Raw genomic sequence first — 15,902 nt, forward strand, 5'->3', positions numbered from 1 at the left:
GGGCCCTAGGCGGGGATGCCCGCCATCAGGAGGCCCAGCCGCTCTTCCGTGGCCTCCTCGGGGGTGAGCTCCCCCACGATCCGGCCCCCGTACATCACCAGGATGCGGTCGGCCAGGGAGAGCACCTCCGAGAGGTCAGCGGAGACCAGGAGCACGGCCATGCCCTGGTCCCGGGCTTCCACCAGGCGCTGGTGGATGAACTCAATGGCCCCCACGTCTACTCCCCGGGTGGGCTGGGCGGCGATGAGGAGGCGGGGCCTGCGCAGGAGCTCCCGCCCCACCACGATCTTCTGCTGGTTGCCCCCGGAAAAGCGCCGGGCGGCCAGGGTGGTGGAGCGGGGGCGGACGTCAAAGCCCTCCACCAGGGCCTGGGCGTGGCGTTCCACGGCCGCCTGGTCCAAAAAGCCCAGGAAGCCGCGGAAGGGGGGGCGGTGCTGGTCGCCCAGGATGGCGTTTTCCCCCACGGAGAAGTCCAGGACCAGGCCCCGGGCGTGGCGGTCTTCGGGGACATGGCTCACCCCCCGGTCCCGCACCCCCCGGGCCAAGGGGGGGAGGGGCTGGCCCAGGTAGCGGGCCACCCCCCGGTGGGGGCGGAGGCCGGCCAAGGCCTCCACCAGCTCCGTCTGCCCGTTGCCCTCCACCCCGGCGATGCCCACGATCTCCCCGGCCCGCACGTGGAAGCTCACCCCCTTGAGCCGGGGCGGGGCCTCGAGGCCCTCCACCTCCAGCACCACCTCCCCCGGCCTGGCCGGGCCCTTCTGCACCCTGAGGACCACCTCCCGGCCCACCATCATCCGGGCCAGGGCCTCCAGGCTGGTCTCCTTGGTGCGTACCGTGCCCACCACCCGGCCATCGCGGATGACCGTGGTGCGGTCGGAGACCTCCAGCACCTCCTTCAGCTTGTGGCTGATGAAGATGGCGGCGTTGCCCTTCTGCACGTAGGCCCGGAGGAAGCGGAAGAGCTCCTCCGCCTCCTGGGGGGTGAGGACGGCGGTGGGCTCGTCCAGGATGAGGATGCGCGCCTCCCGGTAGAGGGCCTTGAGGATCTCCACCCGCTGTTGCAGGCCCACGGGCAGGTTTTCTATGCGCTCGTCCAGGGGCACCTGGAAGCCCAGCTCCTCCATGAGCCTGGTGGCCCGTTTCCTGGCCTCCTCCAGGTTGAGGAAGAGGGGGGTGCCCGGCTCGAGGCCCAGGACCAGGTTCTCCAGCACGGTAAAGGGCTCCACCAGCATGAAGTGCTGGTGGACCATGCCGATGCCGTGGGCGATGGCGTCCAGGGGGCTTTTGGGCCGGTAGGGCCTGCCGTCCACCCACATCTCCCCCTGGTCCGGGGGCTGGAGGCCGTAGACGATCTTCATCAGGGTGGACTTCCCCGCCCCGTTTTCCCCCACCAGGGCCAGGACCTCCCCCCACTCCAGGTCCAGGGAGATGCGGTCGTTGGCCAGGACCAGGGGGAAGCGCTTGGTGATGTCCTTGAGGACCAGGGCCTTCTCCACGCCCGGAGTATACAAAAAGGCCGGGGACAGGCCCCGGCCTCCTTCAGGTCCAGCCCTAGCGCTTCTCGGGTACCTTGAGCTGGCCCTTCACAATCTGCTGCTTCAGGGTCTCCAGCTTGGTCACGATGGCGGCGGGGATCAGGGCCTTGTTGTAGTCGTCCAGGGCGTAGCCCACCCCGTTGTTGGCCAGGCCGAACTCCCGCACCCCGCCCTTGAAGTTCTTCTGGACCACGCTCTTGATCACCTCATAGGTGGCCACGTCCACCCGCTTGAGCATGGAGGTGAGGCCGTGGTTCAGGGTGGCGGGGTTGTTGTCCGTGTCCCCCAGGTAGTTCTGGTTGGCGTCCACCCCGATGAAGAAGAGGGGTGTGGCCTTGGTGCCGTCGGTGCCGCAGGCCTTGGTGTAGTCCGCGTACTTCTGCACCTTGGCGTAGGGGTCGGCCTTGCGCACGAAGCGCACGGCGCCGCCTTCCTTCAGGCACTTGGCCTGCTTCACGTAGTCAATGAGGCCCAGGCCCGAGCCGCCCGCGGCCGCGTAGATGATGTCCGCCCCCTGGCGCACCTGGGCGGCGGCGATCTCCTTGGCCTTGGCGGGGTCGTTCCAGGCAGCGGGGGTGTTGCCCACGTAGCCCACCAGGACCTTGCCCTGGATCTTGTCCTCCTTGAAGGCATACTCCGCCCCGGCGCGGAAGCCCGCCTCAAACTTGTGGATGAGGGGGATGTCCATGCCGCCGATGAAGCCCACCACCCCGGTGCGGGAGAGCTTGCCGGCGATGTAGCCCACCAGGAAGCTCCCCTCGTGCTCGCGGAAGACCAGGCCCACGGCGTTGGCCAGCTTGCCCTCCCCGGGCACCGCGTCAATCACCGCGAAGTTCACCTTGGGGAACTCCTTGGCGTTGGCGGTGATGGCGGGCTCGTTGGCAAAGCCCACCCCGATCACCAGGTCAAAGCCCTCCTCCGCAAAGGTGCGGATGCCCTGGCCCACCTGGGCGGGGTCGGCGGGCTCAAAGTCAAAGAGCTTGACCCCAAAGTCCTTGGCTGCCTTTTGCGCCCCCTCCCAGGCGGACTGGTTGAAGGAGCGGTCAAACTTACCCCCCGCGTCAAAGGCGATGCCCACCCGGACCTGGGCCAGGCTCAGGCCGAGGGCCAATACCGCAACAAGAGCCAGGATACGCTTCATGTTCACCTCCGTCGGCTACTCGCCAGAGGGCATTATACCTGGGGCCGGGTAAACTCAAGGCATGACCCTGGAGGAGGCCAAAAGGCGGGTAAACGAGCTGAGGGACCTCATCCGCTACCACAACTACCGCTACTACGTCCTGGATGCTCCCGAGATCTCCGACGCCGAGTACGACCGTCTCCTGAGGGAGCTAGAGGAGCTGGAGGCCCGTTTCCCCGAGCTCCAAAGCCCCGACTCCCCCACCCAGCAGGTGGGGGCCAAGCCCCTGGAGGCCACCTTCCGCCCCGTCCGTCATCCCACCCGCATGTACTCCCTGGACAACGCCTTTTCCCTGGAGGAACTGCGGGCTTTTGAGGAGCGTGTGGAGCGGGCCCTGGGCCGCAAGGGGCCTTTTGCCTACACCGTGGAGCACAAGGTGGACGGGCTTTCCGTGAACCTGTACTACGAGGAGGGGGTCTTGGTCTACGGGGCCACCCGGGGGGACGGGGAAACGGGGGAGGAGGTGACGCAAAACCTCCTCACCATCCCCACCATCCCCCGGCGCCTAACGGGGGTGCCGGGGCGCCTCGAGGTCCGGGGGGAGGTCTACCTCCCCCTGGAGGCCTTCTTCCGCCTCAACGAGGAGCTGGAGGAGAAGGGGGAGAGGATCTTCAAAAACCCCAGGAATGCCGCCGCGGGAAGCCTCAGGCAAAAAGACCCCCGCATCACCGCCCAACGGGGCCTGAGGGCCACCTTCTACGCCCTGGGCCTGGGCCTGGAGGAGGCGGGGCCCAAGACCCAGTACGACCTCCTCCTGTGGCTTAGGGAGAAGGGCTTCCCCGTGGAGCACGGCTTCGCCCGGGCTGAGGGGGTGGAGGGGGTGGAGGCGGTCTACCAGGACTGGCTAGAGCGCCGCCGGCAACTCCCCTACGAGGCCGATGGCGTGGTGGTGAAGCTGGACGAGCTAGCCCTTTGGCGGGAGCTGGGCTACACCGCCCGCGCTCCCCGCTTCGCCATCGCCTACAAGTTCCCCGCGGAGGAGAAGGAGACCCGCCTCCTGGAGGTGGTCTTCCAGGTGGGGCGCACGGGGCGCATCACCCCCGTGGGCCTTTTAGAACCGGTCCTGCTGGAGGGGAGCGAGGTTTCCCGCGTCACCCTGCACAACGAGAGCTACCTGGAGGAGCTGGACCTGCGCGTGGGCGACTGGGTTTTGGTGCACAAGGCGGGCGGGGTGATCCCGGAGGTCCTGCGGGTGCTGAAGGAGCGGCGCACCGGGGAGGAGAGGCCCATCCGCTGGCCCGAGCGTTGCCCCGAGTGCGGCTTCCGCCTGGTCCAGGAGGGGAAGGTGCACCGCTGCCCCAACCCCCTCTGCCCCGCCAAGCGCTTTGAGGCCATCCGCCACTACGCCTCCCGCAAGGCCATGGACATCCAGGGCCTGGGGGAGAAGCTCATTGAGAAGCTTCTGGAAAAGGGCCTGGTGCGGGACGTGGCCGACCTCTACCGCCTGAGGAAGGAGGACCTGGTAGGGCTGGAGCGCATGGGGGAGAAGAGCGCGCAAAACCTCCTTCAGCAGATTGAGGCCAGCAAGCACCGGGGCCTGGAGCGCCTCCTCTACGCCCTGGGGCTTCCGGGAGTGGGGGAGGTCCTGGCCCGCAACCTGGCGGGGCGCTTCGGCACCATGGACCGCCTCCTGGGGGCCTCCCTGGAAGAGCTTCTGGAGGTGGAGGAGGTGGGGGAGCTCACCGCCCGGGCCATCCTGGAGACCCTCCAGGACCCCCAGTTCCGCCACCTGGTGGAACGCCTGAAGGCCGCCGGGGTGGAGATGGAGGCCAAGGAGCGGGGCGAGGAAGCCCTGAAGGGGCTCACCTTCGTCCTCACCGGGGAGCTTTCCCGGCCCCGGGAGGAGGTGAAGGCCCTCCTGCGCCGCCTCGGGGCCAAGGTCACGGACAGCGTGAGCCGCAAGACCAGCTTCCTGGTGGTGGGGGAAAACCCCGGGAGCAAGCTGGAAAAGGCCCGGGCCCTGGGGGTGCCCACCCTGGACGAGGCGGGGCTTTACCGCCTGATTGAGGAGCGCACCGGGAACAAGCCGGAAGCCCTTCTGGCCTAGCTCTCCGGGCCAAACACCTTTTCCAGGGCCTCCCTCACCCGGCTTTCGGAAAGGCCCAGGGCCCTCAGGGCCTCCCCGTAGAGCTCGGGGGTAAGGAGGCCCCGGAGGGCCCTTAGCTCCGTGCGGGAGAGGCTTGCCCCCTTGAGGATGTGCTCCTCAAAGGAGGCCCAGGCCAGGGGCACCCGCTCCTTTATCAGCTGGGCGATGGCCGAGGCGTACTGGCGGATCTCCCACTGGGCATGGGGGTCCAGGCGGAGCTTCAGGAAGTGGAAGAGGTTGTGCAGGTCCTGTTTCCAGTAGAACTCGGTGTAGAGGTTCAGGGGCAGGACCATGCGGGCCATCTCCCGGGCGATGCCCCGCTCCAAAAGGGTGTGGTAGGCCCGGTAGCTTTCCCGCTCCACCTCTTTCAGCTGGAGGGTGGCCTCCTCGTCGCCGAACGCGCCTTCCGAGCCCTGCTTGTTGCGTTTGGCCTGGCGCCGCCAGGCCTCTGGCTCGTAGAACTCCTCCTTCAGCACCGAGTAGCGTCCCGAGACCTCGTTGACGCTGGCCGTGCGGTGGCGGAACCACTGGCGCACCACGAACAGGGGGGCCTTCACGTGGAACTTGAACTCCACCATCTCAAAAGGAGAGGTGTGGCGGTGGCGCATGAGGTAGTCAATGAGGGCGGCGTCCTCCCGCACGCTCTTGGTGCCCTCCCCGTAGGACACCCGGGCGGCCTGGACGATGGCCGTGTCGTCCCCCATGGCGTCCACCAGGCGCACGAAGCCCTTGTCCAGGACCGGGATCTCCCTTAGGCCTTCCATGCCCAAGAGTCTACTTGCCCTTTGCCCGGGAGGGGTCTACCCTAGACCTATGCGGGTCAGGACCCCCTTTGCCTTTAAGTGGCGGCACGGGCGCTACAGGCCTTAGGCCAGTTTGCGGCTTGGCGAAAAGGCCTTAGGATGAGTAGGCTTGTGGCGCTTGGCGCCAGCCCTTCGGGCTTTTGGAGTGAGCATGCTGAGGTTGCCAGATTTTCCCCTGCCCGACCCCCGGGGTCGCTTCGGCCCCTACGGGGGGCGGTATGTCCCCGAGACCCTGATTCCCGCCCTGGAAGAGGTGGAGGCTGCCTACCAGGAGGCCAAGCGGGACCCGGCCTTCCTGGAGGAGCTGGCTCACTACCTTAAGACCTTTGCCGGCCGCCCCACGCCCCTCTTTCATGCCAGGAGGCTTTCCGAGTACTGGGGAGGGGCCCGGGTTTACCTGAAGCGGGAGGACCTCCTCCACACCGGGGCCCACAAGATCAACAACACCCTGGGCCAGGCCCTCCTGGCCCGGCGCATGGGGAAGAGGCGGGTGATCGCCGAGACGGGGGCCGGGCAGCACGGGGTCTCCGTGGCCACGGTGGCGGCCCTCTTCGGCATGGAGTGCGTGGTGTACATGGGGGAGGAGGACGTGCGCAGGCAGGCCCTGAACGTCTTCCGCATGAAGCTCCTGGGGGCCGAGGTGCGTCCGGTGGCCGCGGGGAGCCGCACCCTTAAGGACGCCACCAACGAGGCCATCCGCGACTGGATCACCCACGTGCGCACCACCTTCTACATCCTGGGCTCGGTGGTGGGCCCCCACCCCTACCCCATGATGGTGCGGGACTTCCAGAGCGTGATTGGGGAGGAGGTCAAGAGCCAGAGCCTGGAGCTTTTCGGCCGCTACCCTGACGCCCTGATCGCCGCGGTGGGAGGTGGGTCCAATGCCATCGGGCTTTTTGCCCCCTTTGCCTACCTGCCCGCGGGGCAAAGGCCCCGGCTGATCGGGGTGGAGGCCGCGGGGGAGGGGCTTTCCACCGGGCGGCACGCGGCCAGCATCGGGGCGGGGAAGCGGGGGGTTCTGCACGGGAGCTATATGTACCTCCTTTACGACCATGACGGCCAGATCACCCCGGCCCATTCGGTGTCCGCGGGCCTGGACTACCCCGGGGTGGGGCCGGAGCACAGCTACTTTGCGGACCAGGGAATAGCGGAGTACGTGAGCGTCACCGATGAGGAGGCCCTGGAGGGGTTTAAGCTTCTGGCCCGCCTCGAGGGCATCATCCCCGCCCTGGAGTCGGCCCACGCCATCGCCCACGCCGCCAAGGTGGTGCCGGAAATGGACAAGGACCAGATTGTGGTCATCAACCTCTCGGGCCGGGGGGACAAGGACGTGACCGAGGCCATGCGCCTTCTGGGGGGTGAGCTATGACCACCCGGGAGGCCTTCGCCCGGGCCAAGGCCGAGGGCCGCGCCGCCCTCATCCCCTACCTCACCGCGGGCTTTCCCAGCCGGGAGGGGTTTTTGGAGGCGGTGAGGGAGGTGCTTCCCTACGCCGACCTCCTGGAGATCGGCCTGCCCTACTCCGACCCCCTGGGGGATGGGCCGGTGATCCAGCGGGCCAGTGAGACGGCCCTCAGGAAGGGCATGAGCGTCCAGGGGGTCCTGGAGCTGGTGCAGGAGGTGCGGGCCCTCACGGACAAGCCCCTCTTCCTCATGACCTACCTGAACCCCGTCCTGGCCTGGGGCCCGGAGCGCTTCTTCAGCCTCTTCCGCCAGGCGGGGGCCACCGGCCTCATCCTCCCCGACCTGCCCCCGGACGAGGACCCCGCCCTGGTGCGCCTGGCCCAGGAGATCGGTTTGGAGACGGTCTTCCTCCTGGCCCCCACCTCCACCGAGCGGCGCATAGCCACCGTTGTGGGCTACGCCACGGGGTTCGTCTATGCGGTTTCCGTGACCGGGGTGACGGGGGCCAGGGAGCGCCTGCCCGAGGAGGTGAAGGACCTGGTGCCCCGCATCCGCGCCCACACCCCCCTGCCCGTGGCCGTGGGCTTTGGCGTCTCGGGCCGGGCCACCGCGGCCCAGGCGGCGGTGGCCGATGGCGTGGTGGTGGGAAGCGCCCTGGTGCGGGCCCTCGAGGCGGGCCACCCCTTGGGTCCCATCCTGGAGGACATCCAGGAAGGCCTTCGCCAGAAGGAGCCGGCCTAGGCCCCGCGGCGCCATGGGGGGCCCTTGCCCGGGGGGCCCCTTTCTGCTAGGCTTTTTGGGTTGCAGCCTGGGGTTGCCGGCCCCCCTCGGTGGGGGTTTAGGAGGTTGGGCGTGTGGGCCATTGAGGTAGAAAACCTGTCCAAGGTATTCCGAAAAACCACCTTCGGCCGCAGGCAGGAGGAGTGGGCCCTCAAAGGGGTTTCCTTCCGCGTGGCCCAGGGGGAAACCTACGCCCTTTTGGGGCCCAACGGTTCCGGCAAGTCCACCCTGATCCGCATCCTTTCCACCCTGCTCCTGCCCGATGCCGGACGGGTGCGTCTCCTGGGCCTTCCCCTGCCCCAGGAGGAGCGGAAGGTGCGGGAGCAGATCGGGCGGGTAAGCGTGGACGCAGCCTTTTACAAAAAGCTCTCCCCCCGGGAGAACCTGCTCTTCGCCGCCCAGCTCTACGGCATTCCCCCCAAGGAGGCGGAAAGGCGGGCCATGGCCATCCTGGAGCGGCTTGGCCTTGAGACCCGGCGTTTTGGCGACCCCTTGGAGGAGATGAGCCGGGGGATGCAGCAGAAGGTGGCCATCGCCCGGGCCCTCCTCATCCGTCCCCCCCTCCTCCTCCTGGACGAGCCCACCACCGGCTTGGACCCCAAAAGCCGCCGGGAGGTGCAGGGCTTTTTGGAGGAACTCAGGCGAGAGGAGGGGACCACCATCCTCCTCACCACCCACGACATGGCCGAGGCCGAGCGCTTGGCCCATCGCATTGGCTTTCTGGCCCGGGGGAGCCTGGTAGCCGAGGGGGATGCCCGGGCGCTCAAGGAGCTGGCCGGGGCCCAGGACCTGGAGGAGGCCTTTATCCGCCTCACGGGCGAGGCGTTCGCTCAGGAGGAAAACCATGATTCGTAGGGTGCTTCTGCCCATGTGGGCCTTCGTTTTCCGAGACTTCCATCTCACCCGGCGGTACTTCTCCTGGGTGGTGGTCTTCACCTTTTACGCCATCGTCAATGCCGCCACCATCGCCCTAATCGGGGTGGCCCAGGAAGATTTCCGCCTTACCCTGACCCTGGTCCTGGGGGCCCTCCTTTGGAGCTACCTCTCCGCCATGTACCAGGAGATCGCCAACTCCATCGCCTACGAGCGCTGGGAAGGCACCCTGGAGTACACCTTCATGGCTCCGGTCTCCCGGCTGGTGCACCTCTTGGGGGTGAGCCTTTTCGCCACCTTTTACAGCGTGGTGCGTACTGGAGTGATCCTCCTGGGCCTGGCCCTTTTCGTGGACCTAGACCTCTCGGGGGCGAACCTTTGGGGGGTGCTGGTGGTCCTTTTGGTGGGGAGCCTGGCCTTCATGGGCCTTGGGCTCATGGCGGCCATCCTCCCGGTGATGAGCCCGGAAAACGGAGCCCAGGCCACCAACATCCTCCAGGGGGTGCTCCTTTTGGTCTCGGGCATCTACTATCCCGTCTCGGTGCTTCCCCCCTGGCTCCAGCCCCTTGCCCACCTTTCCCCAGCCACCTATGCCCTCGAGGCCAGCCGCAAGCTCATGGGCATCAGCCACCCCGGGTCCAGCCCTGGCCACCTGGTGGGCGCTCCCTTGGGGGCGGTTTTGCCCGAGCTCCTCACCCTCTTCCTCATGGGCCTTCTCTTTATTCCCCTGGGGCTTTGGGTGTTTGCCCGGGCCGAGCGCTGGGCCAAGCACACCGGCAAGCTCAAGCGCACGGGTTAGGCCAGGGGAAGCTCCAAGGGCTCTTTTTCCGCCAGGATGGCCTCGGGGTCGGGGTAGCGCAGGATGCGGTAAAGGGGATCCCGCTCTGCCGGTCGGAAGCCTGCGTCCACGATGTGCCGCACGATTTCCCGCACCGTGGCGTGGGTGCGCCCGTGCCCCCCGGCCGCCGAGACCACGTTCTCCTCCAGCATGGTGCTGCCGAAGTCGTCCGCCCCGTAGAAGAGGGCGGCCTGGGCCACCTTGAAGCCCAGGGTGGGCCAGGAGGCCTGGAAGTGAGCGAAGTTGTCCAGGGCCAGCCGGGCGATGGCCAGGGTCTTCAGGTACTCGTGGGCCGTGGCCCCGGGGGCCTTGCCCTTCAGGCGGGTGTGCTCCACCTGCAAGGTCCAAAGGGCAAAGGCGGCGAAGCCGTTTCTGTACCGCTCCTGGGCCTTGTCCTGCTGGGCCCGGATTCCCAGGAGGTGGGCGGTGCGCTCCCTTGGGCCCTCCCCAAACCCGATGACCATGCTGGCCAGGGTGTAAAGCCCCAGGGCCTGGGCGGCGTCCACGATGCGGTACCAGTCGGCGGTAGGGATGCGGGCGGGGGCGGCCTTCAGCCGTACCTCGTCCACCAGAATCTCCGCCCCGGCCCCGGGCATCCCGTCCAGGCCTGCTTCCTTAAGCTTCTCCAGGATGGCCTCCGCCCTGAGGCCGGTAAGCCGTTCTAAGCCCAGGATCTCCTCAGGGCTGAAGGCGTCTATGCGCAGGTCGGGGAAGCGTCCTTTGAGGTAGCGCAGGAGGTCCAGGTACCACTCCAGAGGAAGCTCGGGGTTCACGCCCCCCTGCATGAGGATGCGCTTCCCCCCTACCCCGTAAAGCTCCTCCACCTTCTGGGCGATGGCCTCGTAGCTCAGGGTGTAGGCGTCCTTTTGCCTTTTGGTGCGGTAGAAGGCGCAGAAGGCGCAGGCCACGGTGCAGACGTTGGTGTAGTTGATGTTGCGGTCAATGAGGAAGGTGACCACCTCAGGGTCGGTCTTCCGCAGGCGCACCTCGTGGGCGGCGGCGGCCAGCTCGGGGAGGGGAAGGTCAAAGAGGGAAAGCACCTCGGCCTCCGAAAGCCTCTCCCCGGCCACGGCCTTCTCCAGAACGTCCATGGCCTCCATGCTACACCCTCTGGGTGGGGAAAGGCGTGCTTCCCGGTAAAATCTGGGGTATGGAACTCAAGCTCATTCCCCTGGAGAAACCGGACAACCTCAACGTCATCCTGGGCCAGGCCCACTTCATCAAGACGGTGGAGGACCTGCACGAGGCCCTGGTGACCGCCGTGCCCGGCATCCGCTTTGGACTGGCCTTTTCCGAGGCCAGCGGCAAGCGCCTCATCCGGCGCTCGGGCACCGACCCCGAGCTCACGGAGCTGGCGGTGAAAAACCTCCTGGCCCTGGCCGCCGGGCATACCTTTCTCATCGTCCTGGCGGAGGGCTTCTACCCCATCAACGTCCTCCACGCGGTAAAGGCCTGCCCGGAGGTGGTGCGCATCTTCGCCGCCACCGCCAACCCCCTTAAGGTGGTGGTGGCCGAGGAAGGGGAGCAGCGGGCCATCCTGGGGGTCATGGACGGCTTCAAGCCCCTGGGGGTGGAGGACGAGGCAGAGGTGGCCTGGCGCAAGGACCTCCTTCGCCGCTTCGGCTACAAGCTATAATGCCCGCCATGGAAGGAAGCCTCGCCCCCGACTTTGAACTCCCCGACCAGGAGGGCCGCCTCCACCGCCTCTCCCAGTACCGGGGCCAGTGGGTGGTCCTCTACTTCTACCCCAAGGACGACACCCCCGGGTGCACCAAGGAGGCCTGCGGCTTTCGCGACCACATGGGCTACCTGCAGAACCTGGGGGCCGTGGTCCTGGGGGTCTCCGCCGACGACGTGGAGAGCCACCGGCGCTTTGCCGAGAAGTACGGGCTCAACTTCCCCCTGCTGGCCGACCCCGAGCGCCAGGCCATCCTGGCCTACGGGGCCTGGGGCAAGAAGAACCTCTACGGCAAGGAGTACGAGGGGGTCCTGCGCCAGACCTTCCTCATAGACCCCGAGGGGCGCATCGCCAAGGTGTGGCGCAAGGTATCCCCGGAAGGCCACGCGGAGGAGGTGGCCCAGGCCCTCGAGGCCCTAAGGCAATGACTATGGAAAAGCCCCTGGAGGCCTACAAAAAGGAGGCAGCCCACGCTGCGGTGGCCTACGTGCAGGACGGGATGGTGGTGGGGCTGGGCACCGGGTCCACCGCCCGCTACGCCGTGCAGGAGCTGGCCCGCCGCCTCCGGGAGGGGGAGCTCCGGGGGGTAAGGGGCGTGCCCACCTCGGAGGCCACCAAGGAGCTGGCCCTGAAGGAGGGCATCCCCCTCATGGACCTTCCCCCGGAGGGGGTGGACCTGGCCATTGACGGGGCCGACGAGATTGCCCCTGACCTCTCCCTCATCAAGGGAATGGGCGGGGCGCTCCTGCGGGAAAAGATCGTGGAGACCACGGCCCGGGAGTTCATCGTCATCGCCGACCACACCAAAAAGGTGCCGGTCCTGGGCCGGGGGCCAGTGCCGGTGGAGGTGGTGCCCTTCGGGTACCGGGCTACCCTAAAGGCCATCGCCGCCCTGGGCGGGGAGCCCGAGCTGCGCATGGACGGGGACGAGTTCTACTTCACCGACGGCGGCCACCTCATCGCCGACGTGCGCTTCGGCCCCATCGGCGACCCTTTGGGCCTTCACCGGGCCCTCCTGGAGATTCCCGGGGTGGTGGAGACAGGGCTTTTCGTGGGCCTGGCCACCCGGGCCCTGGTGGCCGGGCCCCTGGGGGTGGAGGAGCTTTGGCCCTAGGTGTACAATCCCTTCCATGAAGGGCATGCCCCGGGGCTAGGGCGGGGAGGCTTTTCCCCGCCCGGGGCGCATGCCCCGGTTTTTTTGAGGAGGGCGCATGGAGAAGGTTTTCTACATCACCACCCCCATCTACTACGTGAACGCCGAACCCCACCTGGGCCACGCCTATTCCACGGTGGTGGCCGACTTCCTGGCCCGGTGGCACCGCCTGGACGGCTACCGAACCTTTTTCCTCACGGGCACGGACGAGCACGGGGAGACGGTCTACCGCGCGGCGGAGCGGGCGGGTGAGGACCCCAAGGCCTTCGTGGACCGGGTTTCCGAGCGCTTCCGGCGGGCCTGGGAGCTTTTGGGCATCGCCTACGACGACTTCATCCGCACCACGGAGGAGCGCCACCGGAAGGTGGTGCAGGAGGTCTTGAAGCGGGTCTACGAGGCCGGGGACATCTACTACGGGGAGTACGAGGGGCTTTACTGCGTCTCCTGCGAACGCTTCTACACGGAGAAGGAGCTTGTGGACGGGCTTTGCCCCATCCACGCCCGGCCGGTGGAGCGGCGCAAGGAGGGCAACTACTTCTTCCGCATGGAGAAGTACCGGGAGTGGCTCATTGACTACCTGCAGACCCACCCCGACCTCATCCGCCCCGAGGGCTACCGCAACGAGGTGCTCTCCATGCTCTCCGAGCCCATCGGCGACCTTTCCATCTCCCGTCCTAAGGCCCGGGTGCCCTGGGGCATCCCCTTGCCCTGGGACGAGGCCCATGTGACCTACGTGTGGTTTGATGCCCTCCTCAACTACGTTTCCGCCCTGGGGTATCCCGAGGGGGAGGCCTTCCAGACCTTCTGGCCCCACGCCTGGCACCTGATCGGCAAGGACATCCTTAAGCCCCACGCGGTCTTCTGGCCCACCATGCTCAAGGCGGCGGGGATTCCCATGTACCGCCACCTGAACGTGGGGGGGTTTCTCCTGGGGCCCGATGGCCGCAAGATGAGCAAGACCTTGGGGAACGTGGTGGACCCCTTCACCCTGGCGGAGCGGTATGGCCGGGACGCGGTGCGCTACTACCTCCTGAGGGAAATCCCCTACGGCCAGGACACCCCGGTGAGCGAGGAGGCCTTGAGGGCCCGCTACGAGGCCGACCTGGCCGATGACCTGGGGAACCTGGTGCAGCGCACCCGGGCCATGCTCTTCCGCTTTGCCGAGGGGCGCATCCCCGAGCCCGTGGCCGGGGAGGAGCTGGAGCAGGGCACGGGGCTTGCCGGGCGGCTCAGGCCCCTGGTGCGGGAACTGCGGTTCCACGTGGCCCTCGAGGAGGCCATGGCCTACGTGAAGGCCCTCAACCGCTACATCAACGAGAAAAAGCCCTGGGAGCTCCACAAGCGGAACCCCAAGGAGGCCCAGGCGGTGCTCTACCGGGTGGTGGAGGGGTTGCGCATCGCCTCCATCCTCCTCACCCCCGCCATGCCGGGGAAGATGGCCGAGCTCCGCCGGGCCCTGGGCCTGAAGGAGGAGGTGCGCCTGGAGGAGGCGGAACGCTGGGGGCTGGCCGAGCCCGTCCCCGTTCCCGCCGAGGCCCCGGTGCTCTTCCCCAAAGAGGAGAAGGGAGGCAAGGTGGAAAAAGAAGTTGGGCAGGACCGCCTGATCGGGATTGAGGACTTCGCCAAGGTGGAACTCCGGGTGGCCGAGGTGGTGGCGGCCCAAAAGCACCCCAACGCCGACAAGCTCCTGGTGCTCCGGCTTTCCCTGGGGAGCGAGGAACGCACGGTGGTCTCGGGGATTGCCCAGTGGTACCGCCCCGAGGACCTGGTGGGGAAGCGGGTGGTCCTGGTGGCCAACCTCAAGCCCGCCAGGCTCCGGGGGGTGGAGAGCCAGGGCATGATCCTGGCGGCCTCGGAGGGGGACCGGCTGGCCCTGGTCACGGTGGAGGGGGAGATTCCTCCCGGGGCCTTGGTGAAGTAGCCCCAAGGGCTAGAGGCCAGGGGAAACCCCCTGGCCTCCTTTTGCATCTTCCCCCTAGCCTAACGAAGCTCCTCCAGGGCCCGCTTCAGGATGGCGTCGTTCTCCAGGTCCAGGACCGCCTGGCCCCGCTCCTCGGAGAGAGGGCGCTGGCGCTGGGGTTCGGCGTAGCTGAACTTGCCCTCGGCGTCCGCCTTGACCCGGACGGTCTTGCCGTTCAAGGTTACAGTAACCTCTGCTCCCGGCGGAGCCCCGGCCCCCTGGAGGGAGAAGGGGGTGGGGAAGCGGGTGTCCCTTACCTCTATGTCCGGCTTGAGGCCTTCCTTGTTGAGGGCGCGGCGCTTGGGGGTCAGCCACTCAAAGGTGACCAGGGTGAGCTCCCCGCCGTTGGCCAGGGTGTAGGGGCTCTGGCCCACCCCCTTGCCGAAGGTCTTCTCCCCAACCACCTTGGCCCGGCCGTAGTCCTGGAGGGCCCCGGCCACAATCTCGCTGGCGGAGGCGGAGTTGCCGTTCACCAGGACCACCATGGGGCCTTCCCAAAGGGGCCTGCCGGAGGCCTCGCACCAGACCCGGGTGAGGTTCTTGGTGCGGGTGTAGACGATGGGGCCCTCCTTAAGGAAGGCACTGGCCACGGCGCACCCCTGGTCCAGGAGGCCGCCCCCGTTGTCCCGCAGGTCAAAGATGAGCTTCTTCACCCCCCGGGCCTTGAGCTCGTCAATGGCCCGCTTGAGCTGGTCCTCCACCTTGAAGTTGGCGAAGGTCTCCAGGGCGATGTAGCCCACGTCCCCGATGCGGCCGGTGGAGACGGAGATGATCTCCACCTTCTCCCGGACCAGTTCAAAGACCAGGGGGCTGGGCACCCCCTCGCGGCGCACCTTGATGGTGACCTTGGTCCCTTCCCGGCCGCGGATGCGGGCCACCACCTCCTGCAGGGCTAGGCCGGTCACGTCCTGGCCGTCCACCTCCAGGATCACGTCCCCGGCCCGCATCCCCGCCCGTTGCGCCGGCAGGCCCTTCATCACCCCTTCTATCCGGGCCCCGGTGCCGTCGGGGTTGGCGGGGGTGAGCGTGGCCCCGATGCCGAAGAACTCGCCCCGCAGGTCCTCCTGGCGCAGGCTGGCCCGCTGGGGCGGGGAGTAGCTGGTGAAGGGGTCCTTGAGGGCGGAAATCATGCCGCCAATGGCCCCTTCCAGGAGGGCGTTCAGCTTTTCCCGGGGTAGGGTTTCCAGGTAGTCCTGCTGAATTCTTTGGTATACCTCCAGGAGAGCCTGGCCGTTGGGATTCTGCAGGAGGCTTTCCGCCTGGGGGCGGGGAAGCTGGGCGTACACCAAGGCGGCCAGCACCCCAAGCCCCGCGATGAGCCACGCGCGTCGTTTCATCTTCTCCCTCACCTGAGCTCCACTATAGCGCTTTTCCATGAGAAGAAACCGTGGCCGCCCTTGCTTATAGTGAGCCCCCCTTTCGGATATTCAATGCATACCCCCTTGACAAGCCAAAGGAAAAGGGGGCGCTTGGTGAGCTGTGGAAGAACACCAGACGCCCCCTTCCATCCTACCCCTGTCCCTGGAGGAACTGGTCCCCCTGCTCCAGGCATGGCTCCAAGCCCGCTTGCCAGAAGGGGAGAGAAAACCCGGCAGGCCCAGGACCTTCTCCG

At 67.4% G+C, this 15,902-nt stretch carries 14 protein-coding genes; 9 read left to right on the forward strand and 5 right to left on the reverse strand.

Annotated features, from left to right (window positions below; all coding sequences use genetic code 11):
- Positions 1-5 precede the first annotated feature (5 nt).
- Entirely contained in the window at positions 6-1,496 is a 1,491-nt protein-coding gene (locus tag B128_RS0104900) for an ABC transporter ATP-binding protein (protein ID WP_026175032.1), read from the reverse strand.
- 55 nt (positions 1,497-1,551) lie between these two features.
- Positions 1,552-2,676, reverse strand: coding sequence for a BMP family lipoprotein (locus B128_RS0104905; protein WP_018111162.1), 1,125 nt, complete (start codon positions 2,674-2,676; stop codon positions 1,552-1,554).
- Positions 2,677-2,737: 61 nt separating this feature from the next.
- Between B128_RS0104905 and ligA the strand changes: the two genes are divergently transcribed.
- Positions 2,738-4,762 (forward strand): NAD-dependent DNA ligase LigA, encoded by a 2,025-nt coding sequence (ligA, locus tag B128_RS0104910; protein ID WP_018111163.1) that lies wholly within the window; start codon positions 2,738-2,740, stop codon positions 4,760-4,762.
- Here ligA and thyX read toward each other — a convergent pair.
- Positions 4,759-5,565, reverse strand: coding sequence for an FAD-dependent thymidylate synthase (gene thyX / locus B128_RS0104915; RefSeq protein WP_018111164.1), 807 nt, complete (start codon positions 5,563-5,565; stop codon positions 4,759-4,761). The genes ligA and thyX overlap by 4 nt on opposite strands.
- Before the next feature lie 190 nt (positions 5,566-5,755).
- On the opposite strand from thyX, the gene trpB reads away from it, so the two are divergent.
- The 4 genes from trpB (at position 5,756) to B128_RS0104935 (ending at position 9,460) form a co-directional block, all read left to right on the forward strand.
- Positions 5,756-6,973 (forward strand): tryptophan synthase subunit beta, encoded by a 1,218-nt coding sequence (gene trpB, locus B128_RS0104920; protein WP_018111165.1) that lies wholly within the window; start codon positions 5,756-5,758, stop codon positions 6,971-6,973.
- On the forward strand, positions 6,970-7,749 hold the full coding sequence (gene trpA, locus B128_RS0104925; RefSeq protein ID WP_018111166.1) for a tryptophan synthase subunit alpha: 780 nt from the start codon (positions 6,970-6,972) through the stop codon (positions 7,747-7,749). The genes trpB and trpA overlap by 4 nt, the downstream gene beginning before the upstream one ends.
- A 111-nt stretch (positions 7,750-7,860) precedes the next feature.
- Entirely contained in the window at positions 7,861-8,643 is a 783-nt protein-coding gene (locus B128_RS0104930; protein WP_018111167.1) for an ABC transporter ATP-binding protein, read from the forward strand.
- A complete protein-coding gene (locus B128_RS0104935; RefSeq protein ID WP_026175034.1) occupies positions 8,633-9,460 on the forward strand; it encodes an ABC transporter permease in 828 nt (275 codons plus the stop codon). Before B128_RS0104930 ends, B128_RS0104935 begins: the two co-directional genes overlap by 11 nt.
- Here the strand turns inward: B128_RS0104935 and mqnC are convergent.
- Complete coding sequence (mqnC, locus tag B128_RS0104940) at positions 9,457-10,599, reverse strand: cyclic dehypoxanthinyl futalosine synthase (RefSeq protein ID WP_018111169.1); 1,143 nt, start codon at positions 10,597-10,599, stop codon at positions 9,457-9,459. The genes B128_RS0104935 and mqnC overlap by 4 nt on opposite strands.
- Before the next feature lie 50 nt (positions 10,600-10,649).
- Here mqnC and B128_RS0104945 point away from each other — a divergent pair, with 50 nt between their 5' ends.
- From B128_RS0104945 to metG, 4 genes are all read left to right on the forward strand, one after another.
- Positions 10,650-11,135: an adenosine diphosphatase gene (locus tag B128_RS0104945; protein WP_018111170.1), complete on the forward strand. Its 486-nt coding sequence runs from the start codon at positions 10,650-10,652 to the stop codon at positions 11,133-11,135.
- The gene (bcp, locus tag B128_RS0104950; protein WP_156822389.1) at positions 11,135-11,605 is read left to right on the forward strand and encodes a thioredoxin-dependent thiol peroxidase; all 471 of its coding nucleotides are present in this window, start codon (positions 11,135-11,137) and stop codon (positions 11,603-11,605) included. The genes B128_RS0104945 and bcp overlap by 1 nt, the downstream gene beginning before the upstream one ends.
- Before the next feature lie 2 nt (positions 11,606-11,607).
- On the forward strand, positions 11,608-12,291 hold the full coding sequence (gene rpiA / locus B128_RS0104955) for a ribose-5-phosphate isomerase RpiA (RefSeq protein WP_018111172.1): 684 nt from the start codon (positions 11,608-11,610) through the stop codon (positions 12,289-12,291).
- Between the two features lie 97 nt (positions 12,292-12,388).
- Positions 12,389-14,251: a methionine--tRNA ligase gene (gene metG, locus B128_RS0104960; protein WP_018111173.1), complete on the forward strand. Its 1,863-nt coding sequence runs from the start codon at positions 12,389-12,391 to the stop codon at positions 14,249-14,251.
- 59 nt (positions 14,252-14,310) lie between these two features.
- On the opposite strand, the gene B128_RS0104965 is transcribed toward metG, so the two are convergent.
- Positions 14,311-15,627, reverse strand: a complete 1,317-nt coding sequence (locus B128_RS0104965; protein ID WP_026175035.1) for a S41 family peptidase — start codon at positions 15,625-15,627, stop codon at positions 14,311-14,313.
- Positions 15,628-15,902 lie beyond the last annotated feature (275 nt).

It is taken from the genome of Thermus igniterrae ATCC 700962 (assembly GCF_000376265.1).
Lineage (GTDB): Bacteria > Deinococcota > Deinococci > Deinococcales > Thermaceae > Thermus > Thermus igniterrae.

Bases quoted from the DNA above. Each gene is read 5' to 3' on its own strand.
- thyX (WP_018111164.1), bottom strand. From the start codon at position 5,565: ATGGAAGGCCTAAGGGAGATCCCGGTCCTGGACAAGGGCTTCGTGCGC.
- trpA (WP_018111166.1), top strand. From the start codon at position 6,970: ATGACCACCCGGGAGGCCTTCGCCCGGGCCAAGGCCGAGGGCCGCGCC.
- mqnC (WP_018111169.1), bottom strand. From the start codon at position 10,599: ATGGAGGCCATGGACGTTCTGGAGAAGGCCGTGGCCGGGGAGAGGCTT.
- trpB (WP_018111165.1), top strand. From the start codon at position 5,756: ATGCTGAGGTTGCCAGATTTTCCCCTGCCCGACCCCCGGGGTCGCTTC.
- ligA (WP_018111163.1), top strand. From the start codon at position 2,738: ATGACCCTGGAGGAGGCCAAAAGGCGGGTAAACGAGCTGAGGGACCTC.
- B128_RS0104945 (WP_018111170.1), top strand. From the start codon at position 10,650: ATGGAACTCAAGCTCATTCCCCTGGAGAAACCGGACAACCTCAACGTC.
- B128_RS0104935 (WP_026175034.1), top strand. From the start codon at position 8,633: ATGATTCGTAGGGTGCTTCTGCCCATGTGGGCCTTCGTTTTCCGAGAC.
- metG (WP_018111173.1), top strand. From the start codon at position 12,389: ATGGAGAAGGTTTTCTACATCACCACCCCCATCTACTACGTGAACGCC.
- B128_RS0104905 (WP_018111162.1), bottom strand. From the start codon at position 2,676: ATGAAGCGTATCCTGGCTCTTGTTGCGGTATTGGCCCTCGGCCTGAGC.
- rpiA (WP_018111172.1), top strand. From the start codon at position 11,608: ATGGAAAAGCCCCTGGAGGCCTACAAAAAGGAGGCAGCCCACGCTGCG.
- bcp (WP_156822389.1), top strand. From the start codon at position 11,135: ATGCCCGCCATGGAAGGAAGCCTCGCCCCCGACTTTGAACTCCCCGAC.
- B128_RS0104965 (WP_026175035.1), bottom strand. From the start codon at position 15,627: ATGAAACGACGCGCGTGGCTCATCGCGGGGCTTGGGGTGCTGGCCGCC.